Raw genomic sequence first — 26023 nt, 5'->3', positions numbered from 1 at the left:
CTCCACTCATCGGAGCACAATACCGCTCATGTCATTTCAGCTGCGAAAAATTAATTACATGACCAGCTTGCATTCAGGGTTGGATCCGATGGCCGTCAGAGATCGGGTCATCAAGGATTTCCGGACATATCCACCAAAACCAGAATAAAGCGCAGCGGCCCCATATTTTGCCTTGACATCGTCACGGGCCAAGCCTATTTCGGCATAGCCGACAATAAAACCCTGCTGATTAAGCACCGTGATCCTGTCAGGAACACGCTGATCAGCAAGAGAAAATATCCAACCATCAAAGCGCAAGTAATCCGGCTCATCGCGCATCTGATAAACATGGTCGACAGCACCAATACAGAGGCGGTTAGCGGTGATGCTGGCAGACCGACCGATGTTGCTACGCATGCTGGCCAAAGGCTCACGAGAGAAAATGGAAATACCGCCGCGCTCTATCCCGGGAAGTAACAACCGTGGATATGCCGGATCGGGGAAAAGATTGAGGATCATATCATCATCTTTCACCCCCATCGCCAATGCCAGAGCAGCATGGCTGCGGATGAATGAGGTTCTGTTAGCCGAACGTAGCGCCTTGAACTGTAACAACAACATCAACAGAACCAGCAACACGATGCCAATACTCAGCCCGGTCGGAAAAAACCAATCCGGCCAAGTCACAACACGCCCCAGCGACAAAGCCATTGCAGCCCAGGCCATCAAGACTGGCGTGGTATAGCGCGACTCAAGTGCCTGTTCGACCCCCAGCATCAACCTTCCCGTCCCAGTGGCCAATGCTGTCAACAAGATATAAATCACAAAGAACACTAGTGCCAACATATATGGATGGCGCTGTGTATCCTTCAGTACTCGCAGCACAACCAGTACGAATAGCAGAATGAATACCGCACCACTGAAGATGGCGGCAGGCATGGCACCAAGAAACAGGTAATAAAATGGGCTACCCAGATAAGTCAGCACGTACAGCAGCAATTTTTGCTTATGTGTCAGCAAGAGCGACAAGGATGTACCACTACCTGACGGAGAGTGGTAATCATAGAAATAGGCGACAATGCCAAGTACGGCGAACAAAAGCACAATCGAACAATATTTCACTGACTTCATTGAGAATAAGGAAAAAACAAATAGCAAAGGCAGCGCCAATACCCCGTTCGCCATGGTTCCCAATGCAAGGCATGCACAAACCATGGCATACCAAAAATACTTTTCGCGTGACTCATCCACACTCTTGGCAAAAAAATAAAAAGACATCAAAGGCAATAATTGAGCGAGAACAAACTGTGACTGAAACGCCTGATAGAAATTATCAGCCTGACTCCATAGAAAAATCCAGGAGAACAACAGTAGGGAAAAAATACGTTCCCAGGTCTTTGGCAACTGCCTATCCCGCGAGAGCGCCCTGAGATAAAAGACAAAAAAAACCGCCGAGCCAAATACAAAAATATAATTCACCAGCTCTGAAAAAATACTCGCATCACCAAAAAAAGCAGAGTCCAGCCAAAATATCACTCTTGACAACAAGATGCGATGCTCATTGTGCTGCCCCCACCAGACAGCATATTCTCCACGCTGCAATTTCAACAAAAAATCCAAAGTACCATTCCACATATCCCAATAAGGAACGGCCGTATAGTTATAAATCCCACCAAGAATAGCCAAGCCCAGCATCAGCAACGAGGTAATTAAAAGGATACGCAACAGCCACCGCGGGCCTTCTACATTATTATTTTTTATCACAAAATGTCTTTCGCTAGTATACTTTTAAAATCAAAAATGACGCATGAAATAAGGTAAAAACTCTACCGTAAAATCCGCATTCCATAACAAGACTCTGGAGTCAGACATTATCGAGACACTTCTGACTTTCTTATCCAGCAAGGCTGGGTCTTGTGCATAAACCATGTTGAATTCTTTGCTTGTCTCGATAAGAGGGGAAATAACGAACCCGGGACTCATCATACCGGACACCACATGGAATGTTCTGACCTTGCCATTGGCCAGCGTCAGCTGTGCTGACAGCAAGGCAGGTTTGAACAACAGCGATACCAGATTACCCAGCTGGTTTTTATGAACATAGACCCGCATGACAACCACACTGCCCTTGTCCGGAACACGAATCTCTTCACCCAGACGGGCAGTGCGCGTTTCATGCCCCGCAGCAGACAAGTGCACAGCAGATTGGCTTGTGTTTTTCCCCAGCTGCAGATAATCATCAAACTGACTGACCGGGTGATATTGCTGCCATAATGGGATCCAGCTGGCGCCATCCTCCAGGGATGGCAAGCGCTCATCTATTGGCTGGACCTTGAAGAAAATATTGTCCGGGGCTTGGCGTGAGGTTAGATGCTGCAAGTTGAGTTGTGAGAGCTTATCGGTATAAACCGAATAACTCTGGAAAATGGGGCGAGGTCGCCAGTCATTGCCAGAGGCGATCAGGAAGGCCTGGTCATAGGAATAAACATCACTGCTGCCATTCAATAATGGAAACTTTCCCTCTTTGGCAATCTCCGTCAGGCGAGCCTTGTAACGCTGCGGGATGACATCGGGCTCGAAAAGACGATAGTAGCTTCCCTTGAGCAGATTGCCATAAGTAGAGGCGACGGCCTGCAATGCCTGCTTGGGGAGTGGTTTGTTATGCAAGGCACACACACCGAGCCAGACAATATAAGACAAAACCAGCACCGAACGGGTGTTTCTACTGTTAATCAAGGAGCAAACCAGTACCGTACAAATGGCGAGGCTACTAGCAGCAATCACTGCGTGGCCATCATGCCTGACGAAGCCGGCCTTAAAGGTAATGAATAAGGTGATAAACAAGCAGGCCAGAAACAGCATCTTGTCAAAAAAATCCAGCTCCAGCTCTCTGGCTGTGACGATTAGCAGCAAGATGGCCGCCAACAGGTACAACAATAGCTCGCTGATGCGACTGTTATACGCCATGGCCTCGGTATAACCCGTAATAATCGGGAGCATTGACTGGAAGTAATCAGGCAACGCATCAATCGGCTGTCCTGCCAGCCACCAGAATCCGGCCATGGCAGCAAGCGGTAGTAACAAAACCAGAGCTGCGAGCAACAATTGCTTTCTTCTGAGCAAGAATGCAATTGAAAGTACCATTCCGCACAAGCAGGTTACCAGAAATGACCCTTTAACCAGCACAATCATGCCAAATGGCGTAAATAAGGCCGACATCAGGATAACCCTGGCCAAATATTGGCTTGACGTCCGGGACGGACTCCAGTCCAGCCGGGTCAGCGCAGTAAACACCAACAGGGGATAAACCAGAAAACGAGGATCAAACGCAAAATTGACAGCCAAAACCAGTATCAGGAGCAGCGTCATCCGCAGCGAAATACTGGCGAAATTCAGAATTGCAGCCAGAAAGAAACAACTACCCAGGAAAAAACCTGACCAGAGCATGCTATGCGCAACGGCTGGATGGTATTTGTTGGCGTAGACCGATGCATATGGCCCAAAGGTAAAGATCAGGTCTCGACCAAACACCATGCCCTTGGCCAAGGCCTCATTGACACCCAGTTGCCACGACTCATCCAAGCCACCGGATGGCATGCCCGGCATCAATGGTACAAAAACTGCATATACAGTCAGGAGCAATAGCCAGAACTGAAATTTGCTGCGGGTCGATATGAAATTCGGCTTCATGTAATCACAGTTCTGCAGGTCAGATATTCATCTGGTTGAAAATGACACGGGGCAAATGCCGGATGATCAGCATGATCAACTGCCACTTGGCCGGTGCATAAATCACCATTTTGCCACGCGCCACACCGGATACGATGTTGGCGGCCACCTGCTCCACGCTCGCCAGCTTTGCGCCACTGCTCTTGATATGAGCAGTCATCGGGGTGTCGGTCGGGCCTGGCTTGACCAGCAGCACTTGAATCCGGCTGCCGGCAAAGCGGTGCTGCAGGCCTTGTGCATAACGGGTAACCAGACCTTTGGCGGCACCATACACATAATTGGACTTGCGGCCGCGATCCCCGGCTACCGAGCCAATCAATACCAGTTTACCTTGCCCGGCCTGTTCCAGATGGGTGGCAAAGGCTTCGGCAAACAGCACTGGCGAGAGGGCATTGACTTCTAGTGCGGCGCGGTTTTGCTGCAGGTCTTGCTGACAGTCAGCCTGCTCGGGCAGCGAGCCATGGGCAATCAGCACGATGTCAGGGTTGATGGTGTTACAGGCCTGGTCAACCGTCCGGGCAATGGCCTCCGGCTGCAGGAAGTCGCTGCTGATGGTCTCGATGCGGCACTGCGGAGCACGCACGCGCAAATCGGCGGCAACCCGCTCGGTACGCTGTACATCGCGCCCGATCAGCACCATTTCGTCGACACCTTGTTGCAGCCACAGGCGGGCACAATGCTCGGCCATGGCGGAGGTAGCACCCACAATCACAATTTTACGCATGGTAGACATCAGTATCCGATCAGACGGCGTGACAGGGCAGAACTGAGGCCCGGATCACGATAATTGAGGAATTCAGCAAGCCGGGGATAGCCGGCCTCGAACAAATCGCGCGGCATGCGCGCATCCTTGGCCATGTACAGGCGGCCACCGGCCTCGCGCACGATGGCATCCAGCCGCTGGAACAAGGCGAGAGTCGATGCGCCCTTGTTGGGGAAATCCAGCGCCAGCGTCACCCCCGGCTGTGGAAAACTCATCATGCCGACGGCTTGACGGTTGCCGAAGGTTTTCAGCACGGCAAGGAAGGACCCGGCACCAGAACGGGTGATTTCTTTCAGCATGGCAGCAACGGCATCCTGGCCAACGTGTCGTGGCACTACGCTCTGATATTGGTAAAAGCCGCGCGGCCCATAGATGCGGTTCCACTCCAGCAGATTATCCAGCGGGTAAAAATACCCGGCATAGTGCTGGATACGACGACCGGATTTACGTGCCTGTGCGTGGAAATAGGCCGCATTGAAGGGACGCAAGGACAGCGGATTGATGAGTGAAACCGGCGGCACCAGCGGAACGGTCAGCGCTTTGGCTGCGGGTTCAGGCTGGCTGATGTCTGCAGCTGCCGGATTGCCGCGCATGAAGATGCCGCGACTGTGACTACCCGACATGCAGTCGATCCAGGACACAGTGTGCTCCCATTGCGCTTCAGAGGTATCGGCCAGCTGAAAGAAGTCATCCAGCGAGTGATAAGGACAGGTTTCCGTCTCCATCCACGGCCCGGCTACCGGACGCAATTGCAGGCAGGCCTGGGTAATGACACCGGTCAGGCCCAGCCCGCCCACGGTGGCGGCAAACCACTCGGCATTCTGTTCAGGTCCGCACTCGATCACGCTGCCATCGGTACGTAACAGGCGTAGCTGACGGACATGGTCGCCAAAGGAACCGTGTACATGATGGTTCTTGCCGTGTACATCGTTGGCAATGGCGCCCCCTACGGTCACCAGCTGGGTGCCGGGAGTCACCGGCAGGATCCAGCCCCGGGGAATGAAAGTACGCTGGATATCACGTAACAGGACGCCAGCTTCGCACACCAGCAGGCCAGATTCCGGGTCGAAAGAAACGTAGTGATCCAGCGCGGTGGTTTTCCACAATGTGCCTTGCGGATTCAGGCAGCTGTCACCATAGCTGCGGCCCATACCATGTGGCAGCGCACGCTGCCCGTCAGCCAATGCAGGCAAACTGCCGGCACTGGCAAGCATGCTCACAGCGTGTGGCTCACCACTGAGCCGGCCCCAGGAATACACCTTCATGCCATGCCTCCTACTGAACCTGCCACCAGCAAGATGGCAAATACCAGGCCGGCCAGCAGGCTGGCCTTGTCCTTCACGGCAAATACCAGCGGGTCGTCATGCATCTCTCCACGCGCAGCACGCAACCACATCCAGCTGATCCAGAACAGCATGACTGGCACAGTACCCCAGACCCACTCCGGATTGCGATATAGCAGCAGCACTTCCTTGCTGTTCAAATACATGGCCAATACCAATACGGCGGAAAACCCGGATGCAATCCCCAGCATTTGCACCAATGGTGCATCACTGGAGTAATAACCCCGGCCATGAGCTTTGTGCTTGTTGTGCAAGATCTGCATTTGCAGTTCGGCAAAACGTTTGACAAAGGACAGCGACAGGAACAGAAAGCCGGAAAATGCCAGCAGCCAGAATGACATGCTGAGGGAAACGGCTGCCGCACCGGACAAAATGCGCAAGGTGTACAGCAAGGCCAGTGTCAGACAATCCACCAGTGCCAGCTGCTTTAACTTGAGCGAGTACAGGCAGGTCAGCAAGAAATAGCCCACCAGCCAAGGCAGGAAGCTGCCCCCCACATGGCAGGCAATGCCAAAGCTGGCCAGCAGCAATATTGGCGCAGCAATGCAGCCCTGCCATACCGGGACGGAACCTGAGGCAAAGGGACGCTGGCACTTGCGGGGATGAGCACGGTCACTTTCCAGGTCCAGCAAGTCATTGGCGATATAAACCGAAGATGCGCACAGACTGAATGCCAGGAATCCCAGCAGCAAGGACAACCAGGCGTCCATGTCAGCAATACGATGGGCGGCAATCAGGGGGATGAACAGCAGGATGTTCTTCAACCACTGGTGCATACGCAATACGCGCCGCCACACTGCGATTCCCTTATTGGGGCCGGCAAATACCTGCTCCACCTCGACGCAGCTTTCGGCATCCTGCAGCACGGTTGCAGAAGCATTGACCACCACGGCCTTGCGTGCATGCTCCCAGACCGCGATATCGGCGGAGGAGTTACCCGCGTAATCGAAACCCTTCTCGCCAAATCGTTGCACCAGCGCGTCAGCCTTGTTTGCCCCCGCCAGATTGACCGCTCCTTCGCTGGCCATCACTTCGTCAAATACCTGTAGGTGCTCGGCAATACGCTGGGCAATTTTCTGGTCGGATGCGGTGCACAGTATCAGCCTGCGTCCCTGGGCGTGCTGTGTGCGCAGCCAGTCCACAAAAGCCTGGTTGTAAGGCAAGGTTGCCGGATTGAAATCTCCTGCTGCAGCCACTTTTTCCTTGAGAACGGCCTTACCCTGCAACAGCCAGCCAGGCAGACGCAGTGCGGCAAACGGCTTGACCTTCAACATGCTCAGCGTTGATTCATGCAGCATGTCGGAGTAAATCAGTGTTCCGTCCAGATCAACACACAAAGGCACGGCATTGTTTATTATCATTTGACTCATTATAAATGTCCGGAATATAAGCGAAAAGCAGCATTTGACACCAGAATCCAACGAATTATTCTGCCACTCACATCATAATGTTATAAAAATTCTCTTTTTATATAAACACCATCACTCATTGGCACCATGATATATGTACCCTGCGCACGCTTCACTACAACCCAGTCCGGCCATTCGTTCAATGAAAATTTCGTCATGGAAACAACAAAAATTAACAGGATAATAAATCCAGATACATTTTTGGCCAATCTTGAAATAGAATAATGATATGTAAAAATATTGGCCCACAGCATGAATAGCAAAGGCAGGTACAAATATCTGGAACCATCAGCACGCCAAGACAAGTGCATAGTCAAATTACCAACTCGGAACATGCCAATCAGCCACAGCATGAAACTAAAAATATAAAATAGCAATGCTATATAACGGCATTCCGCCAGCCACCCAGACCATATCATCATCGCAAAAAAACACACACCAAGTACGACATTAAGATAAATATGATTATGCCCATGAATAACAGAGAATGAGCACAGATCTGAGAAATACTGAACCAGAAAAGTGAGCAAAAAATGATCACCAATCAAAGAAGTACTTTTCTGCGGATAATTAAAAATCACCCACAATTGAAAAGAAACCGAAATAAAGTACGGCAAGACCCATATATAGCTCTTGCTTACTCGCCACAAACCATTCACCACAAAAAAAACAACCCAAAAAGGGAAGAAAAAAACGCCGAACGGCCCAGTCAGCGTCAGCACAGATAATATAAAACCCCTGACCAAGAGGTTTGAAAAATCAAATTCACCAACACTGCACTCCCACAACATAATCAAAATCACAGGACACAAAACCCACTGCAAATTGGTTATTGTCAACAGAAGCTCACCATTCTGCGGCGTCACTACAGGAGAAAAAGCAACCATGATTGCCACACCACTGGAAAAATTTCGTAGTGCATTGAAAAGATAACAACAAGAAAAACCCATTATCAATAACGAGATACTCGAAAGCAAGTAAGGCAGATAAACCACATCTACTACCATACAAGCAAAATTTGCAATCACCCTAGAAAGCAAATGAATATAACCAGCATAGGGCTTGAACAATGAATACCAGCCAAACTCATAACTCTGCTTAATAAATACAGATGCATCTTCGGCCCATAAATACCCATGAATTATACGAAAAGGCGCCCGTGCAAAAACAAAAGCCACTACCGCAAAAAACACAAAGTACTGCGAGTAAACAATGTTACTTAATTTATTTTTCATTGCTTAACATCTCATAACAAGCATCAATATTCAAAAAGATCGGCAATTATTTTTACCTACAGAATTGGATGAATAGATCTCTGCCAGCAAGGCCCCGGCCACAAACAGGAAGAGCTGCAGCATGTGATCGCGGAAGATGCTCTCATTGAGCATGCGCCCCAGGAAACCACACACCATCAGCATCAGTATCAAACCCCGTACATCCTGCTGATAGCGGAAACGCCGATAGCCGGTGACAAACAGGCTGGCGCAAAACAGCAACCACAGCACAATGCCCGGAACACCCAAAGCCAGCCCCAAATCAATGAAACCGCTATGCGCATGGCCCAGATTATTTTTGATACCAATGCTGGTGGCAGCTTGGGCAAATACTTCGCGCATGAAGCCAAAGCCCAGCGGGTGGCTGACAATCATGTCCAGTCCACTGTGAATCCAGGCCACGCGCTTGAAGGCCGAGTCGTCCACCGGCTCGCCATTTGACATCAGCGGCAAGGGGCCGATCTGGGTCCATGTGGGGTGATGCTGGTAATCCCAACCGGCAGTAACCGATTCGGTAAACGCCAGATTGCGGCTGTCTTGCTTGATTGCATAGGTCACCAGCCCAGCAAGACTGGAAATCACCACCAGCCAGATCAGCAATAACTTGACCCAACCATGTTTGACGCCCTGGAAAATGGAATACAGCAGCAACATGGAGAAGCTTAGGTAGACCATGCCGATCATGCCGTTTCGAGCGGCCGCATGCAGGCTGACAAATACAAACAAGGCCAGAATGGCCAGCAGCCATGGTTTGCTGATGCGGCTGACCTGAGTACGACCCCAATGGCCAAAACACAAGGTGGCGACGACAAAGGCCAACACGAAATTGATCAGGAAAGTGAACTCAAGATAGGTAGGGGTGGCGAAGGTTTCGCGGTAAGGCCAGATGCCGGTAGCCAAGTACTGGTAGCCTTCCAGGCCAAACTCGGCCAGTGCCAGCGCCACGCCACCGGCAATCACCACGTCGCTAATGGAAAACTTGCGGCATACCCGGTACAAGACCATCCCGATAAAGAACCACAAGGTGGCCATCCCCAGCTGGCTGCGCAGTTCTGCCATGGAAATGGCTGGCCAGCGTGACAACAACAAGGTGTGCAAGGTGGCATAGGCCATGAACAGGCCAAGCAGGATAATGGGATATCTGGCTGCACGGAAGGTTGGCAGGCTATGACCGAGCAAAGGAAGTGCCAACAGCAGCAGACCGCCTTGCAAGGCATAGCGCAGCGCTACCGTATGCCCCACGCTGCATACGGCAACGTAGATGAAAGACAGCAGCAGTACCGCTATTGCGTGCCAGCCTTTGCTGGCCGCCGCGTCGCTCATCGACAGAAAACGACTCATGAATACCTCGTACATGGCAAACAATGGTGGCCAGGCATGCATAGCGCCGCGTACCTACGGCTAGCAAGCAGCCACGCTAGAAAATGCGTGTGCTCTGTGCAGATGGCGTGCAAACCAGTCTGCATAAACAAAATAAAAACCGGCACATTGTAACAGCTGCCTTGGTTACCGCCACGCACCGTATACGTAAAGAAAAAGCCCGCCAGTCGGCGGGCCTCTTTACACAAAGCTACAGCCAGTGAGGCTTACCACACCTGCAAGTAGCTCAAGATACCTTCCGCTGCCTGGCGGCCTTCGAATACGGCGCGGACCACCAGGTCGGCGCCGCGTACCTGGTCGCCGCCAGCGAAGATCTTGGCATGGCTGGTCTGGTACTTGAATTTTGATTTTTCCGAGGCGATGGTGCGGCCGTTGGGCTGGCTGCTGATGCCGGCGCGGTCAAACCAGCTGGCGGCTTCCACCTGGAAGCCGAAGGCGATGATGACGTGATCGCATTCGATACGCTCTTCGCTGCCCGCTACGATTTCGGCGTTACGACGGCCCTTGGCATCCGGCTCACCCAGACGGGTTTCGGCCAGGATCACCGCCAGTGCGCCATTGGGCAGCTGTTCGATGCCTACCGGCTGGCTGTTCCAGCGGAACTCCACGCCCTCTTCCTTGGCATTGGCCACTTCGCGCTTGGAACCCGGCATATTGGCTTCGTCGCGGCGGTAGGCGCAGGTGACGCGCTTGGCACCCTGACGGATGGCGGTGCGGTTGCAGTCCATGGCGGTGTCGCCACCACCCAGTACCACCACGCGCTTGCCGGCCATGGAAACGGCGGCTTCGCCTGCCGGCAGGGTTTCCATGCACTGGCGCACGTTGTTCACCAGATAAGGCAGCGCTTCCAGCACGCCCGGCAGGTCTTCACCGGCAAAGCCACCCTTCATGTACTTGTAGGCTCCCATGCCCATGAACACGGCGTCGTACTGTTCCAGCAGGGCTTCGATTTCGATGTCCTTGCCGATTTCAGTATTCAGCACGAATTCCACACCCATGCCTTGCATGATTTCGCGGCGGCGTTGAACCACTGCCTTTTCCAGCTTGAATTCGGGAATACCAAAGGTGAGCAGGCCGCCGATTTCTTCGTAGCGGTCATACACCACCGGCTTCACGCCGTTGCGGACCAGCACGTCGGCACAGGCAAGGCCTGCCGGGCCGGCACCGATGACGGCGACTTTCTTGTTGCTCCAGATCACCTTGGACATGTCCGGACGCCAGCCTGCCTTGTAGGCTTCGTCGGTGATGTATTTTTCGATGCTGCCGATGGTGACGGCACCAAAGCCGCCCTGATTCAGCGTGCAGGCGCCTTCACACAGACGGTCTTGCGGGCAGACGCGACCACAGATTTCCGGCAGGCTGTTGGTCTTGTGCGACATTTCGGCCGCTTCGAACAACTTGCCTTCGTCCACCAGCTTCAGCCAGTTGGGGATGTAATTGTGTACCGGGCATTCCCATTCGCAATAGGGATTGCCACAGGACAGGCAGCGCCCGGCCTGTTCGGCTGCATCCACCTGGTGCAGCGGCTGGTAGATTTCCTTGAACTCAATCTTGCGCACCGCAGCTTCGACTTTTTCGCCGGGGTTGCGGGAGAGCTTCATGAACTGGAATACGTCACTCATGATCGTTTCCTGACTGCGGGTCCGGCCGTATAGGGCAGCAGACCCTGTTGTTTCCATTGTGGCGGGGCAAGCGCCCCGCCCTTGATCGTCAATCCTTGAGCAGGCTGTCCAGCGTGGCGGCCTTCGGCTTCACCAGCCAGAAGTAGTCCACGTAGTCGTCGAAGTTTTGCAGCATGGCGCGGCCGGTTTCGGAGCCAGTCAGCTCGACATGCTTGGCAATCTTCTCCAGCAGGAAGGCACGGTACATGCCCATTGCTTCGCCGTTGATCAGGTGAATGTCGACCAGTTCATTGTTGTAGCGGTAAGCAAAGCGCTCGCCCGGGTCGTAGACGAAGGCAAAGCCGCCAGTCATGCCGGCACCGAAGTTGTAGCCGGTTTCGCCCAGGACGATGACGGTACCGCCAGTCATGTATTCGCAGCAGTGGTCGCCAGCGCCTTCGATGACTGCCAGTGCGCCGGAGTTACGCACACCGAAACGCTCGCCAGCCACACCTGCGGCAAACAGCTGGCCACCGGTGGCACCGTACAGGCAGGTGTTGCCGATGATGATGGCTTCGCCGCTGTCATAGGCTGCGTTCTTGGGCGGGTAGATGGTGACGCGGCCACCGGCCATGCCCTTGCCGACGTAGTCGTTGGCATCGCCTTCCAGTTCCAGGTGCAGGCCGGAGGCATTCCACACGCCAAAGCTCTGGCCGGCGCTGCCGTTGAACTTGACCTTGAGGCAGCCAAACGGCAGGCCAGCGGCACCGTGTACGCGGGCGATTTCGCCGGACAGGCGGGCACCGATGGAGCGATGGATGTTCTCGATCGGGTAGGACAGTTCCAGCATCTGCTTGTTATGGATGGCAGGCAGGGCATCCACCAGAATCTGTTCAGCCAGCTCGCCCTTGTCAAAGGACGGGTTGCTGTCGCTGATGCAGAAGCGCGGCACGTCGTCCGGCACTGTGCCTTGCGACAGCAGCGGCGACAGGTCCAGCTTGTTCTGCTTGGCGGTTTCGCCTTCCAGCAGTTCCATCAGATCCATGCGGCCGATCAGCTCTTCCATGCTGCGCACGCCCAGCTTGGCCATCCATTCGCGGGTTTCACGGGCGATGAACAGGAAGTAGTTCATCACCATTTCCGGCAGGCCAAGGAAGTACTTGGAGCGCAGCTTGATTTCCTGGGTGGCCACGCCGGTGGCGCAGTTGTTCAGGTGGCAGATACGCAGGTATTTGCAACCCAGCGCCACCATCGGGCCGGTACCGAAGCCGAAGCTTTCTGCACCGAGGATGGCTGCCTTGATCACGTCCAGGCCGGTTTTCAGGCCACCGTCGGTCTGTACCCGTACCCGGCCACGCAGGCCGTTGGCACGCAGCACTTGCTGGGCTTCGGACAGGCCCAGCTCCCACGGCGAGCCGGCGTATTTCACCGAAGTCAGCGGCGAGGCGCCGGTACCACCGTCGTAACCGGAGATGGTGATCAGGTCGGCATAGGCCTTGGCCACGCCGGCGGCAATGGTGCCCACACCCGGCTCGGCCACCAGCTTCACCGATACCAGCGCAGTCGGATTGACCTGTTTCAGGTCGAAGATCAGCTGGGCCAGGTCTTCGATGGAGTAGATGTCGTGGTGCGGCGGCGGCGAAATCAGGCTGATGCCTTCCTTGGCGTGACGCAGGCGGGCAATCAGGCCGGTGACCTTGTCGCCCGGCAGTTGGCCGCCCTCACCCGGCTTGGCGCCCTGGGCTACCTTGATCTGCAGCACTTCGGCATTCACCAGGTAATGCGGGGTGACGCCAAAGCGGCCAGAGGCCACCTGCTTGATCTTGGACATGCGCTCGGTGCCATAGCGCGAAGCATCTTCGCCACCCTCACCGGAGTTGGAACGGCCACCCAGACGGTTCATGGCGGTTGCCAGTGCCTCGTGGGCTTCCGGCGACAGCGCGCCCAGCGACATGCCGGCGGAGTCGAAGCGCTTGAGAATGGCTTCGATCGGCTCGACTTCGTCGATGGAGATCGGCTGCTCGGCCAGTTTTACCTTCATCAGGTCGCGCAGCATGGATACCGGACGGGTATTCACCGTGTCGGCGTATTGCTGGTAGGTCTGGTAGTCGTCGTTTTGTACCGCTTTTTGCAGCAGCTGCACCACGTCCGGGTTGTAAGCGTGGTATTCCTCGCCGTGCACGTACTTGAGCAAGCCGCCCTGCGAAATCTGGCGCATCGGGTTGAAGGCGAAGCGCAGCAGCTGTTGCTGGTCGTCTTCAAAGTCCTCGAAGCTGGCCCCGGAAACGCGGGACACGGTGCCCTTCAGGCAGAGGTCCACCACATCCTTGTGGATACCCACGGCTTCAAACAGCTGGGCACCGCGATAGGAAGCGATGGTGGAAATACCCATCTTGGACAGCACTTTCAGCAGGCCCTTGTTGATGCCCTTGCGGTAGTGCTGCAGCGCTTCGTTGATCTTGCAGTTGACCACACCGCTGTTCACCAGGTCGATGATGCTCTGGTAAGCCAGGTAAGGATAAACCGCAGTGGCACCATAACCGATGACACAGGCCATCTGGTGCGCGTCGCGCACGGTACCGGTTTCCAGCAGGATGTTGGTCTTGCAGCGCAGGCCGGTTTCGATCAGCGCATGGTGTACCGCACCAGTGGCAAACAGCGCATGAATCGGCAGGCGACCCTGGGTGATGATGCGGTCGGACAGCACCACGATCACCGTGCCCTCGTTCACCGCTTCGATCACATGCTGGCACAGCTTTTCGATGGCTTGCTTGAGCGAGCTTTCGCTCGGGTCGTAGCACAGGTCGAAGGTGGTGGCCTTCAGATAGGTTTCCGGCCGGGTGGTCACGCGCACGAATTTTTCATGCGACAGCACCGGCGAGCGCACTTCCAGCCGCTTGGCGTGTTCGGCGCTCTCTTCAAACATATTGCGTTCCGGGCCAAACACGCTGTTGAGCGACATCACCACCGCTTCGCGGATAGGGTCGATCGGCGGGTTGGTTACCTGGGCAAACTGCTGACGCAGGTAGTCGAAGGGTGAGCGCACTTTCTGGCTCAATACCGCCATCGGGGTGTCATCGCCCATGGAGCCAACGGCTTCCTGACCGTCTTCGGCCAGGACGCGCAGGATCTGGTCGCGCTCTTCAAAGCTGAAGTTGTACAGCTTTTGCAGACGGGACAGCTCTTCCTTGCCCATGGCTTCGATGCCGGCATCGTCTTCAATCGACAGTTCCAGATACTTGGCGCTGTCCTTGATCCACTGACGATACGGCTTGGCGCTCTTGAGCATGGCGTCGATGTCTTCCGGCATCAGCAGCTCGCCGGTGGCCAGGTCGGCAGCAAACAGCTGGCCCGGCTTGACGCGGCCCTTGCGGACGACATCTTCCGGCTTGTAGTCCCACACGCCCACTTCGGAGGCGATGGTGAGGATATTGTCGCGGGTCAGCACCCAGCGTGCCGGACGCAGGCCGTTGCGGTCCAGCATACAGGCAGCGTAGCGGCCATCGGTCAGCACGATGCCGGCCGGGCCATCCCACGGCTCCATGTGCATGGAGTTGTATTCGTAGAAGGCGCGCAGGTCCTTGTCGGTGGAGTCGACGTTCTGCCAGGCCGGCGGTACCAGCAGGCGCAGCGCACGGAACAGCGGAATGCCGCCCATCAGCAGGCCTTCCAGCATATTGTCCAGGCTCATCGAGTCCGAGCCATCGGTCTGGACGATGGGGCGCACGGCGTCCATATCCAGATGCGGCGAGGCCATGATGCGCTCGCGCGCGCGCGCCCAGTAGCGGTTGCCCTGCACGGTGTTGATTTCACCGTTGTGCGCCAGGAAACGGAAGGGCTGAGCCAGCTTCCATTGCGGCCAGGTATTGGTAGAGAAGCGCTGGTGGAATACCGCCAGGCTGGATTCAAAACGCGGGTCGTTCAGGTCCAGGAAGAACTTGGGCAGGTTTTCCGGCGTCACCAGGCCCTTGTAGGACAGGGTGTGCGGCGACAGCGTGGGCAGGTAGAAAGACGGATCGTCCACCTTGTTGGCTTTTTCTGCCTGGCGACGGCCCATGTACAGACGGCGCTGGAAGGTGAGCTCGTCCATCCCGAAGGGACAGTTAACGAACACCTGCGAAATGGCCGGCAAGCTGGCCAATGCCGCTTCGCCACAGGCGCTGATGTCGGTGGGCACCACGCGGAAACCAGCCACTTCCAGTTGCTGGGCTTCCAGGAATTCCTTCAGCCGGCGCAGGCTGCGCTCGCCGATTTCACTGTCGGGGTGGTGGAACACCAGACCGGCGGCGTACACTGCCTTGAGCGCGATATCCGCCTCGGCAGCCACTTCACGCAAGAAACCGTCCGGCTTGCGAAAGAGCAGGCCACAGCCGTCGCCCGATTTGCCGTCTGCCGCCACCGCTCCACGGTGGGTCAGTTTGGCCAGCGAGGAGATGGCGGTTTCAACCAGCCAGTGGCTGGGTTTGTCGTCCAGTTGGGTGATGAGGCCGAATCCGCAGCTGTCCTGCTCGAAATCCGGATGGTACAGGGTACCCTGCAACCAGCGCTGTCTGTCCATTGCTTTGTCCTGCTTATAATTGTGAATCGAGTGAATCGATTCTAAGGGCAACTTGCTTGACCTTGCAACCAGTTATTACCTGCTTTTCCGCAGCGCAATAATCGTTTAACTTCAACAAGTTGATTGATTTTTTCCGCAAAAAAATCAGGGAAAACCCGCAAAATATGCACATTTTTCTTCCAGTTTTGTGACACTCATATTCATATTTACGACTTTCCCTGTTGCGGGATGTCCTTATCCAAAACCAGAGAAAACACCTTATTTTGAATATTGTCTGACAACATTCACGAGGCGATATGCGTAGCGATGCCACTACACCGGCAACACAGGATTTCGTCCGCCAGCTGGCCGACCAGGCTTTCGCGCGTTCGGCCGGCGCGCCGCTGATTGCCGGCAATAGTGTGCAGCTGCTGTATGACAGCAGCGATAACTTTCCGGCCTGGAAACAGGCGATTGCCGCTGCGGAAGATTCGGTATTCATTGAAATGTACATCGTGGCCAACGACCGCTTTGGCCGCGAAATTCGCCAGTTGCTGATGGACAAGGCCGCCGCCGGCATCAAGGTATGTTTGTTATACGACTGGCTGGGTTGCTGGCGGCCCAGCCTGGGTGGTTTTTTCCGGCCACTGGCCAGTGCCGGGGTCGAGGTGCGCGCCTACAACCCACCCACGCTGACTGGCGGGCTGACCCTGCTGGGGCGCAATCATCGCAAGCTGATCGTGGTAGACCGGCAAACGGCCTTTATCTCCGGCCTGTGCATCAGCTCCAGCTGGGAAGGCCAGCCGGATGCCGGCATCGCCCCCTGGCGTGATACCGGGCTGGCGCTGCGTGGCCCGCTGGTGGCCGAGGCGCTGGCTGCCTTTACTGACAGCTGGGCCAGCTGTGGTCCGCCACTGGACGCGCATTGGCTGGATTTTTCCACCCCCATCCCGGAATGCGGCACGATTGCCGCCCGCCTGATTGCCACCACTCCGTCCACCGCTCACATGATGCGGCTGGACATGCTGATTGCCAGCTTTGCCCGCCGCACGCTGTGGCTGACCGATGCCTATTTCATGGGCACCAGCACCTATCTGTCGGCACTGAAACAGGCGGCGCGCGATGGCGTGGATGTGCGGCTGCTGGTGCCGCGCTCCAGTGACATCCGCTGGATCGCCACCGTCTCGCGCACCATGTACCGCCCCTTGCTGGAATCCGGCGTGCGGGTGTTCGAGTGGAACGGCCCGATGATCCATGCCAAGACGGCGGTGGCCGACGGCCGCTGGGCGCGTATCGGCTCCACCAATCTGAATATCTCCAGCTGGCTGGCCAACCGCGAAATCGATGTCGCCATCGAAGATGAAACGGTGGCGCAAGAACTGGCCGCGCGCTTTCTGCAGGATCTGCAGCAATCCACCGAAGTGGTACTCAGCGGCCACAAGCGCACGCCGGTACTGACCCAGCCGCGCCAGCGCCAGCCGCCCTCTTTACTGTTGCCGGCGGCCAGCCATGCGGCGCGCAGCAGTGCCAGCGCCGCAGCGCGCCAGGCGGCACGCATTGGCGATGCGCTGGGTGCCGTGGTGCGCGGCACCCGCAGCATCGATACCAGCGAGGCCGCTGCTTTTCTGACCATTGGCCTCGCCTTGCTGGCACTGGCGGTGCTGGTGGTGCTGTTTCCCTGGCTGGTGGCCGGGCCGCTGGCCTTCCTGCTGCTGGTCAGCGGTGGCGCCATTGTGCTGAAGGCTTTGGGGCTGTACCGCCGCCGCAATGAAAAAAAACAACAGTTGGCCGCGACAAAAAATAATCTCAAACCGCCAGCACCACCTGCAGGCTAATCTGTCTTAAAACAATCCTTTAAGTCGGTAGCGACTGGCTGAAACCCTTGCCAGACAAGGCTTTCAGCCGGATATTTGATCAAACCTGCAGAATATTTTCACTCACTGATATTGCCTTGCAACACAAGCACGGTAAAAGGTCTACAATGCGCGCTTTCTTGGGATGTTCCCCAAGCCGGCCGACGTGAAGGACGCACCTAAACCGTGCTCCCTAAGAAAGCCGGGGATCTGCGGCCACTCCACGTCAGCCAGCAGGATGCACCCCGGTTTTCGTGCGCGCCTAGTACCATTACGCGCCTCAAGGCCAGCCCCGCCCACTGCCATCCGGCAGGGACCAGCGACTGCGCCCCAACGCGCACCGAGTGACACTGCAGCAAGCTGCGGGCCGACAGGCGTTACAGGTGCACGGTATTGCCCTTTGCCATGGCAAGGGCTGCCTTCCTGAATGGCCATCCCCGGCTGTGGTGTCCGAGTTTTGACCGACAAGGACTCAGGTATGCGTTTTCATTTTCCCATCGTCATCATCGACGAGGACTTCCGCTCGGAAAACACCAGCGGCTCCGGCATCCGCGAACTGGCAGCAGCCATGGAGGCCGAGGGCATGAGCGTGATCGGTTACACCAGCTATGGTGACCTCACCTCCTTTGCCCAACAGCAAAGCCGGGCAGCCGGTTTCATCCTGTCCATCGACGACGAAGAATTCCAGACCGACGACGCCTCGGAAAACGCCCTGGGACAGCTGTACAGCTTCGTGGCGGAAATCCGCCGCCGCAACCCGGACATCCCGGTGTACCTGTATGGCGAAACCCGCACCGCGCGCCATATTCCCAACGACATCCTGCGCGAGCTGCATGGTTTCATCCACATGCACGAGGACACGCCGGAATTCGTGGCGCGCCACATCATCCGCGAATCCAAGAGCTATCTGGACAGCCTGGCCCCGCCGTTTTTCCGCGCGCTGGTGGACTACGCCCACGATGGCTCCTATTCCTGGCACTGCCCGGGTCACTCCGGTGGCGTGGCCTTCCTGAAGAGCCCGGTGGGCCAGATGTTCCACCAGTTCTTTGGCGAAAACATGCTGCGCGCCGACGTGTGCAATGCGGTGGACGAACTGGGCCAGCTCTTGGACCACACCGGCCCGATTGCCGCCTCGGAACGCAATGCCGCACGCATCTTCAATGCCGACCACCTGTTCTTTGTCACCAACGGCACCTCGACCTCCAACAAGATCGTCTGGCACAGCTGCGTGGCTGCCGGCGACATCGTGCTGGTGGACCGCAACTGCCACAAGTCCAATCTGCACGCCATCATGATGACCGGTGCCATTCCGGTATTCCTGATGCCCACGCGCAACCACTACGGCATCATCGGCCCGATTCCGAAATCGGAATTCCAGCTGGAAAACATCAAGAAAAAGATTCTGGCCAACCCCTTTGCCCGCGAAGCGCTGGAAAAGAACCCCAAGCTCAAGCCGCGCATCCTCACCATCACCCAATCCACCTACGATGGCATCCTGTACAACGTGGAAGAGATCAAGGGCATTCTGGATGGCGAAGTGGACACCCTGCACTTTGACGAAGCCTGGCTGCCGCATGCCAGCTTCCACGACTTCTATGGCGATTTCCACGCCATTGGCGAAGGCCGTCCGCGTTGCAAGGACAGCCTGATCTTCTCCACCCAGTCCACCCACAAGCTGCTGGCCGGCATCAGCCAGGCTTCGCAGATCCTGGTGCAGGACCCGCAAAACCGTCAGCTGGATACCGCCTGGTTCAACGAGGCTTATCTGATGCACACCTCCACCAGCCCGCAATACTCGATTATTGCCAGCTGCGACGTGGCTGCCGCCATGATGGAACAGCCGGGCGGCCAGGCACTGGTGGAAGAATCGCTGGTGGAAGCGCTGGACTTCCGTCGCGCCATGCGCAAGGTGGACGAGGAATACGGCAACGACTGGTGGTTCAGCGTGTGGGGCCCGGACGAGCTGTCCGACGACGGCATCTGCGACCCGGTGGACTGGGAACTGAAACCCGGCGCGCACTGGCATGGTTTTGCCGGCATCGAAGAAGGCTTCAACCTGCTGGACCCGATCAAGGCCACCGTGCTGACGCCGGGCCTGGATGTGGACGGCAGCTTCGAAGAGATGGGCATTCCGGCCGCCATCGTCACCAAATACCTGACCGAACACGGTGTGGTGGTGGAAAAAACCGGCCTCTACAGCTTCTTCATCATGTTCACCATCGGCATCACCAAGGGCCGCTGGAACACGCTGATTTCGTTGCTGCAGCAGTTCAAGGACGATTTCGACAAGAACCAGCCGCTGTGGCGCGCCATGCCGGACTTTGTCGCCCGCTACCCGCAGTACGAACGCGTGGGTCTGCAGGACCTGTGCCAGCGCATCCATGCGCTGTACACCAAGCACGACATCGCCCGCCTGACCACCGAGATCTATCTGTCCGAGATGGAGCCGGCCATGCGTCCGTCCGATGCTTTCGCCAAGATGGCCCACCGCGAGATCGAACGCGTGCCGGTCGACCAGCTGGAAGGCCGCGTCACCGCCGTACTGCTGACCCCGTATCCGCCGGGCATTCCGCTGCTGATTCCGGGCGAGCGTTTCAACAAGACCATTGTTGACTACCTGCGCTTTGCCCAGGCTTTCAACCGCGAACTGCCGGGCTTCGAAACCGACGTGCACGGTCTGGTGGCTACCGAAGTGGAAGGCCGCAAGGTCTACTGCGTGGACTGCGTCAAATAAGCGCGGTCACAGCCCCATGTCAAAGCCGCAGGCATTGCCCTGCGGCTTTTTCTTTGTTGTTTGCAGTGATGTGAACACGCTTAGAGCGGCTAACAAAATAGTGTAGCGGCCCTGGGGCAAGGCGCGCCGACGCCGACAGCAAGGGTACGGCCAGGCCGCACCACGTCGCACCAGCTAGGTTGTTAGCGACGCCTAATGGCGGCACAAGGTATTGCGCCCGGTTGCCTTGGCCTGATACAGCGCGATATCCGCACGCGCATACACCTGGGCCAGGTCATCACCGGGCCGCCACAGGGCCAGCCCGGCCGAGCAGGTATAGCCAAAGCCCGGCTGCTCGGCCAGCGGCCGCGAAGCCTCCACCGCAGCCAGCATGGCACGCAGGGACAACTCGGCCTCGGACGAACTGTAGCCGGGCAACAGCAGCAGAAATTCCTCGCCGCCCAGCCGGCCAAAACCGTCGTGCGGCCGCAACATCGGCTGGATGCGCTGCACAAAGTCGATGATGACGCGGTCCCCTGCCGGATGACCCAGCCGGTCGTTGATCTGCTTGAAATGATCGAGATCGATGATCGCCACCGCCAGCGGCATGCCGGTGGCCTCGGCCCGACCCAGCAATTGCTCAAACAGCTGCATGATGCAGGAACGATTACTGATGCTGGTCAGCGGATCGGTCTGCGCCGCACGCTGTGCCATGTCGCGCGCCTGGCGCAGCTCACGCTCTGACACTTTCAGTTCGCTCATATCGGTGGCCACACACACCATGCTGCCATCCGGCTGCATCGCCTCGGTCATCCAGATCCAGCGGCCATCGGTCAGGTCAGCCTCGAAGGCACGATAAGGCTGTTTGCCACGACGTGAACGGGCCGACACCAGCCAGGCTTCAAAATCATGGGTATAAATCAGCGCGCCGATGCAGCGCTGGTAATTGCGCCGCATCAGTTCGGACCAACTGAGCGTTTCATCCGGCGCCACATCATAAGCCTGACAAAACGCCGCATTGGCGTAACGCAACCGGTCATGGCGATCAAACAGCGCCAACAGCACGGGCGACTCATGCAGCGCCGCCTGCAACTTGCTGGCCATGGAGTGTTGTTCTTGTAAGGGCATGCCCTGGCTTCCCGCATACTTTGTTATGGGCCGACAGCGTGCTCTCACCTTCACACTGGCGTACCGTTCGGCAATGCCGACATTCTGTTTAAAGATAGTTGCCAGTTCTTAATACAGCTAATGATTTTGCCACGCGCTCTTGCATTGTGCTGAGCGCTGGCAGGGCCAGTCAAAAGCCATGGCCCTGACAGTCAACTTGCCTTTCCCCCAGCCCGTAAGCTGAAGTCCCGCCCGCTACGGGCGCAGGAGAACAAGGAGAAGGCAATGCAACATTATGACTATATCGTGGTGGGTGGCGGCTCGGCGGGCTGCACCATCACCTGCCGGCTGGTGGAGGCCGGCAAGCGGGTGCTGCTGCTGGAGGATGGCCCGCCCGACAACAGCCCCTTCATCCACATGCCGGCCACCTTCATCAAGGTCATCGGCAGCGAGCGCAGCGTCATCTACCACAGCGAACCACAGGCCAGTGCCGCCGGCCGCCGCATGCATGTACCGCAAGGCCGCACTTTGGGCGGCGGCAGCTCGATCAACGCCATGGTGTATATCCGTGGCACCGCCGCCGACTACGACGACTGGGCGGCCCAGGGCTGCACGGGCTGGGAATGGGAACAGGTGTTGCCCGCGTTCAAGAAAGCCGAAAACCATATGCGCTTGTCCGGCCCCTACCACGGCACCGAGGGGCCGCTACGGGTCAGCGATACCCGCTATCGCCACCCGCTGAGCCTGGCTTTCGTCAAAGCGGCGCAAGAGTGCGGCCTGCCTTATAACGATGATTTCAACGGCCCCGTGCAGCAAGGCAGTGGCTTTTTTCATACCACCACCTTCAATGGCCAGCGCGGCAGCACCGCTGCCACCTATCTGGCAGCGGTAAGACAGCGCGACAATTTGCAGGTGCGTACCGGCTGCTATGTAGAAAAGCTGCTGTGGCAGGGCCCCCGCGCCGTTGGCGTAGCCTGGCGTACGGCCGATGGCCAGCACCACCAGGCCCTGGCCGGGGCCGAAGTCATTCTGTGCGCCGGTGCGCTGTCCACGCCCAAGATCCTGCTGCTGTCCGGTGTTGGCCCGGCCGCCCAGCTACGCGAACAGGGCATTGAAGTGCTGCATGATGCGCCGGAGGTCGGCCAGAACTATCAGGATCATCTGGAGGTATCGGTGTATGGCCGCTGCCGCGAGCCGATCAGCCTGCTGGGGCAGGAACGCGGCTTCAAGGCCTTGCGCAACGGCTTGCAGTGGCAACTGCTGCGCAGCGGGCTGCTGACTTCCAATGTGGTGGAAAGCGGCGGCTTTGCCTGCACCGACGGCGGCAGCCGGCCGGATATCCAGTTTCACGTGCTGCCGGTGCTGGTAGGCGATGTGGAACGTGAGCCACTGCCCGGCCACGGCATCTCGATCAACCCCTGCCTGCTACGGCCGAAATCACGCGGCTCGGTCAGCCTGGCCAGTGCAGATGTCCGTGCCCCGCTGCGCTTTGTCAGCGGCGCACTCAGCCATGAAGATGATGTGGCCGGCCTGCTGCGCGGGGTCAAGCTGGCACGGCGCATTCTGCGGGCAGCTTCGCTACAGCAAGTCATCAGCGAGGAGCTGTTGCCCTCCCCCGCCACACAGGCCAGCGATGCACTGCTGATCGAACACATCCGCAGCCATGCCAAGACGGTCTACCACCCGGTAGGCACTTGCCGCATGGGCAGCGATGCCGCTGCCGTGGTCAACCCGCGGCTGCAGGTCAATGGCGTGGAAGGGCTGCGCATCTGCGATGCCTCCATCATGCCCAGCATCATTTCCGGCAATACCAATGCGCCGGTCATCATGATTGCCGAGCGCTGCGCCGATTTCATCCTGCAAGCCTGATCCCCGGCCCCCAAGCGAAAAGCCCGCTGCCGCAAGGCAACGGGCTTGTGCTGGTTAAGCGGAAACAATCAGAAGGGCAGCACCAGCTTGGCCCACAGCGAACTGCCCTCGGGCCGGTTACGCACGGCAAACTCCTTCAGCAGCCGCACTTCCAGCCCGGCCTTGCCCAATTGCACCCGCGCGGCCGGGCCGATAGCAAAAGCCTGGCCACGGAAACCATCGCCATTCACCGCCTGGCCATGCTGGGTATCGTCGGTGGTCTGCTTGACGAAATAACCATTCACCCCCAGCCGCCAGTCCGGTCTGATGGCATAGCTCAGCGCATAGTCGAAGTGAAACAGCTGGCCTGACTGATAATCGGTTGCGCGGTTTTTGCTGTTGAAGGTGTAGGTGATCTTGGCCGAAGCCTCCCAGCCGCTGGCCGGCAGCCAGGACAAGGCCAGCACCGGGCGCAGCGAGTAATAGTTATTACCCAGGTTGAGCATGCTGTGCTGGTCGTAGCTGCCGGTGGGCAGCGAGATATCCAGTGCCAGCACGCTGTGCAATGGCCCCTCATCCCCCCAGGCCAGCAGCGGCCCCACCACACTGTCACCCAGCCCGCTGCGGCTGGCATGTTGCCCACCGGCATCCAGGCTGAGCGTGGGCAGGGCGGTGAGTACAAAGCCGCCCAAGCGCCCACCCCATAGCTGGCTATCCGACATATACAACAGCCGGGGAATCACCACATCGGCAGTCAGGCCGAAGCCCGGCACCGAAGACTCACCCGCGCCATTATTGAACTGGCTGGCGTGATAGTGGTTGTAGTAGAACACGCCGTACCAGCCGGCGGGCGGCAAGGCTCCGGCCAGAAAGCCCTCGGCTCCGACACCGATGGTATCGGCGCCAGACTGAGTGGCCTGTGCAGCAGAGGACAGCATTACGCCAGCCAGCAGGCTAGCTGCCAGCAAGGGCATGGATTGTTTGATTCGCATGATGATGGACCTCGATGGCCACGGCAGGGGCCTGCCCTGCCCGGCGAAATGGGAAGGCAAAGCGGGGTTTAGCGGGTTGCGGTATCGCCGTGACACAGGGTGGCTGCAGACGCCACGCGGCGCGGCGCGGTTTCGCGCAGGCCCAGCGACAGCAAGGCCGGCAACAGGGCTGCGGCCATGGCAATCCACATCACCACGGGCAGGCCGTAGCGGTCGGCAGCCATGCCGGCAGCAGTGGGCGCAACAAAGCCCCCCACCAGTTCGCCCACACCCATGATCATGCCCAGTGCGGTGGCGATGACCGTGGGTGATACCGTTTCGGCCGGAATGGTGGCCATGAACAGGGTGAAACAGCCCAGGCCGGTATAACTGAGAAACACCAGCAGCAGCAGGGTGCTGAAGTCGTTTACCTGTAACAGCACCAGCGGGCAGCAGGCGGCAATCAGCGAAAACACCACCATGGCCGGTTTGCGGCCGATATGGTCGGAAATGGCCGGCACCAGCGCCCCCCACACCACCCAGGCCAGGCCCAGGCTGCTCATCACCGCGCCCATGCGGGCCGGTGTCAGCCCCTTTACCTGCACCAGAAAAGTGGGGGTAAAGGAGATCAGGATGATGAACCAGGTGATATAGCTGCAGGCAATCAGCACGCACAGCAGGATATTGCGATGGCGCAGGAGCTGCAGCATGCCGCGCGCCGGCAGGCCATGCCGTACTGACAAGGTGGCGGACGATACATGCGGTGCCCGCTCGCGGACATGCCGCCAGATCAGCCAGGCAATCAGCAGGCCGGGGATGCAGGACAGGTAAAACGCCGTGCGCCAGCCATAGGCCGTGGCCAGGGCGATCAGCAGCGGCGGGCCGATCACCGCGCCCAGCAAGCCGGGGGCCGAACCATTGACGATGCCCATATTGAAACCGCGCCGCGCCGGGGTGGACGCTTCGGCCAGCATGGACTGGGCAATCGGCAACACTGGCCCCTCAGCCACGCCCATCAGCGCCCGGAACAACAACAGGCTGACAAAACCACCGACCAGCCCGGAGGCGGCAGAGAACAGTGAAAACGCCAGCACGGCCAGCAAGAGCATGGGTTTGCGTGCCTGCAGGCGATCTGACAATGCCCCCAGTCCCACGCCGGACAAGGACCAGGTCAGCGCCAGGGCCGAGGCCAGCATGCCCAGCTGGGCATTGTCCAGCTGCAGTTCGGTGGCGATGAAGGGGAACAGGAAGGATAGCGCCAGCCGGTCGAAAAACACGAAACCGAAACTGAGCGCCAGAATGCCCAGCAACTTGTTTTCATAGGAAAGTCGCATGTTGGCGCCCTCCCCGGCAGACAGGCTGGCGGATACGGGCCAGCAAAATGGCAAATGGCATGACAAAGTCTCCTCTTTATTGTGATGAACACGACGGCCTGTTGCGACCGTGAGGACACTGTAGCCACTGCCCCGGCGCCATCCTTGCCTGAGCCGGACGCCGCTGTTATCCGCAGCGGACA

General features: G+C 57.6%; 15 protein-coding genes. 3 read left to right on the top strand and 12 right to left on the bottom strand.

Going from position 1 to position 26023, the window contains the following annotated elements; translation table 11 throughout:
- Positions 1-54 precede the first annotated feature (54 nt).
- The 9 genes from EAY64_RS07840 to gltB all read right to left on the bottom strand — a co-directional run bounded on the left by EAY64_RS07840 (position 55) and on the right by gltB (position 16036).
- Positions 55-1743 (bottom strand): hypothetical protein, encoded by a 1689-nt coding sequence (locus EAY64_RS07840; protein WP_147456201.1) that lies wholly within the window; start codon positions 1741-1743, stop codon positions 55-57.
- A 30-nt stretch (positions 1744-1773) separates the two neighbouring features.
- On the bottom strand, positions 1774-3669 hold the full coding sequence (locus EAY64_RS07835; protein WP_103524222.1) for a hypothetical protein: 1896 nt from the start codon (positions 3667-3669) through the stop codon (positions 1774-1776).
- 19 nt (positions 3670-3688) lie between these two features.
- Positions 3689-4432: an SDR family NAD(P)-dependent oxidoreductase gene (locus EAY64_RS07830; RefSeq protein ID WP_199734415.1), complete on the bottom strand. Its 744-nt coding sequence runs from the start codon at positions 4430-4432 to the stop codon at positions 3689-3691.
- A gap of 8 nt (positions 4433-4440) precedes the next feature.
- Complete coding sequence (locus tag EAY64_RS07825; RefSeq protein ID WP_103524220.1) at positions 4441-5736, bottom strand: FAD-binding oxidoreductase; 1296 nt, start codon at positions 5734-5736, stop codon at positions 4441-4443.
- Positions 5733-7184, bottom strand: coding sequence for a UbiA family prenyltransferase (locus tag EAY64_RS07820; protein WP_199734414.1), 1452 nt, complete (start codon positions 7182-7184; stop codon positions 5733-5735). The genes EAY64_RS07825 and EAY64_RS07820 overlap by 4 nt, the downstream gene beginning before the upstream one ends.
- An 80-nt stretch (positions 7185-7264) precedes the next feature.
- Positions 7265-8458 carry a hypothetical protein gene (locus EAY64_RS07815; protein WP_103524218.1) on the bottom strand — a complete coding sequence of 398 codons (1194 nt, stop codon included), beginning with the start codon at positions 8456-8458 and terminating at the stop codon, positions 7265-7267.
- A 30-nt stretch (positions 8459-8488) separates the two neighbouring features.
- Entirely contained in the window at positions 8489-9838 is a 1350-nt protein-coding gene (locus EAY64_RS07810; protein ID WP_158604637.1) for an O-antigen ligase family protein, read from the bottom strand.
- Positions 9839-10083: 245 nt separating this feature from the next.
- A complete protein-coding gene (locus tag EAY64_RS07805) occupies positions 10084-11499 on the bottom strand; it encodes an FAD-dependent oxidoreductase (RefSeq protein ID WP_103524216.1) in 1416 nt (471 codons plus the stop codon).
- Between the two features lie 88 nt (positions 11500-11587).
- Positions 11588-16036, bottom strand: coding sequence for a glutamate synthase large subunit (gene gltB, locus EAY64_RS07800; protein ID WP_103524215.1), 4449 nt, complete (start codon positions 16034-16036; stop codon positions 11588-11590).
- 296 nt (positions 16037-16332) lie between these two features.
- On the opposite strand from gltB, the gene EAY64_RS07795 reads away from it, so the two are divergent.
- Together EAY64_RS07795 and EAY64_RS07790 are read left to right on the top strand one after the other, a co-directional pair.
- The gene (locus tag EAY64_RS07795) at positions 16333-17850 is read left to right on the top strand and encodes a phospholipase D-like domain-containing protein (RefSeq protein WP_103524214.1); all 1518 of its coding nucleotides are present in this window, start codon (positions 16333-16335) and stop codon (positions 17848-17850) included.
- Between the two features lie 496 nt (positions 17851-18346).
- On the top strand, positions 18347-20602 hold the full coding sequence (locus EAY64_RS07790) for an arginine/lysine/ornithine decarboxylase (protein WP_103524213.1): 2256 nt from the start codon (positions 18347-18349) through the stop codon (positions 20600-20602).
- A gap of 192 nt (positions 20603-20794) precedes the next feature.
- On the opposite strand, the gene EAY64_RS07785 is transcribed toward EAY64_RS07790, so the two are convergent.
- On the bottom strand, positions 20795-21709 hold the full coding sequence (locus EAY64_RS07785; protein ID WP_199734413.1) for a GGDEF domain-containing protein: 915 nt from the start codon (positions 21707-21709) through the stop codon (positions 20795-20797).
- A gap of 264 nt (positions 21710-21973) precedes the next feature.
- On the opposite strand from EAY64_RS07785, the gene EAY64_RS07775 reads away from it, so the two are divergent.
- Positions 21974-23557 carry a GMC family oxidoreductase gene (locus EAY64_RS07775; protein ID WP_103524211.1) on the top strand — a complete coding sequence of 528 codons (1584 nt, stop codon included), beginning with the start codon at positions 21974-21976 and terminating at the stop codon, positions 23555-23557.
- A 68-nt stretch (positions 23558-23625) separates the two neighbouring features.
- On the opposite strand, the gene EAY64_RS07770 is transcribed toward EAY64_RS07775, so the two are convergent.
- On the bottom strand, positions 23626-24528 hold the full coding sequence (locus EAY64_RS07770) for a SphA family protein (protein ID WP_103524210.1): 903 nt from the start codon (positions 24526-24528) through the stop codon (positions 23626-23628).
- 68 nt (positions 24529-24596) lie between these two features.
- A complete protein-coding gene (locus tag EAY64_RS07765) occupies positions 24597-25841 on the bottom strand; it encodes an MFS transporter (protein ID WP_103524209.1) in 1245 nt (414 codons plus the stop codon).
- Between the last annotated feature and the right edge of the window lie 182 nt (positions 25842-26023).

Source organism: Aquitalea palustris, from assembly GCF_003693445.1.
GTDB classification, from domain to species: Bacteria; Pseudomonadota; Gammaproteobacteria; order Burkholderiales; family Chromobacteriaceae; genus Aquitalea; species Aquitalea palustris.
The sequence above is the reverse complement of the archived record's forward strand: the minus strand, read 5'-3'. Positions and strand labels throughout refer to the sequence as shown.

Excerpts from the sequence above, each read along its gene's own strand:
- EAY64_RS07795 (WP_103524214.1), top strand. The coding sequence starts at position 16,333 with ATGCGTAGCGATGCCACTACACCGGCAACACAGGATTTCGTCCGCCAG.
- EAY64_RS07770 (WP_103524210.1), bottom strand. The coding sequence starts at position 24,528 with ATGCGAATCAAACAATCCATGCCCTTGCTGGCAGCTAGCCTGCTGGCT.
- EAY64_RS07820 (WP_199734414.1), bottom strand. The coding sequence starts at position 7,184 with ATGAGTCAAATGATAATAAACAATGCCGTGCCTTTGTGTGTTGATCTG.
- EAY64_RS07810 (WP_158604637.1), bottom strand. The coding sequence starts at position 9,838 with ATGAGTCGTTTTCTGTCGATGAGCGACGCGGCGGCCAGCAAAGGCTGG.
- EAY64_RS07785 (WP_199734413.1), bottom strand. The coding sequence starts at position 21,709 with ATGCCCTTACAAGAACAACACTCCATGGCCAGCAAGTTGCAGGCGGCG.
- EAY64_RS07835 (WP_103524222.1), bottom strand. The coding sequence starts at position 3,669 with ATGAAGCCGAATTTCATATCGACCCGCAGCAAATTTCAGTTCTGGCTA.
- EAY64_RS07815 (WP_103524218.1), bottom strand. The coding sequence starts at position 8,458 with ATGAAAAATAAATTAAGTAACATTGTTTACTCGCAGTACTTTGTGTTT.
- gltB (WP_103524215.1), bottom strand. The coding sequence starts at position 16,036 with ATGGACAGACAGCGCTGGTTGCAGGGTACCCTGTACCATCCGGATTTC.
- EAY64_RS07805 (WP_103524216.1), bottom strand. The coding sequence starts at position 11,499 with ATGAGTGACGTATTCCAGTTCATGAAGCTCTCCCGCAACCCCGGCGAA.
- EAY64_RS07790 (WP_103524213.1), top strand. The coding sequence starts at position 18,347 with ATGCGTTTTCATTTTCCCATCGTCATCATCGACGAGGACTTCCGCTCG.
- EAY64_RS07765 (WP_103524209.1), bottom strand. The coding sequence starts at position 25,841 with ATGCGACTTTCCTATGAAAACAAGTTGCTGGGCATTCTGGCGCTCAGT.
- EAY64_RS07830 (WP_199734415.1), bottom strand. The coding sequence starts at position 4,432 with ATGCGTAAAATTGTGATTGTGGGTGCTACCTCCGCCATGGCCGAGCAT.
- EAY64_RS07775 (WP_103524211.1), top strand. The coding sequence starts at position 21,974 with ATGCAACATTATGACTATATCGTGGTGGGTGGCGGCTCGGCGGGCTGC.
- EAY64_RS07825 (WP_103524220.1), bottom strand. The coding sequence starts at position 5,736 with ATGAAGGTGTATTCCTGGGGCCGGCTCAGTGGTGAGCCACACGCTGTG.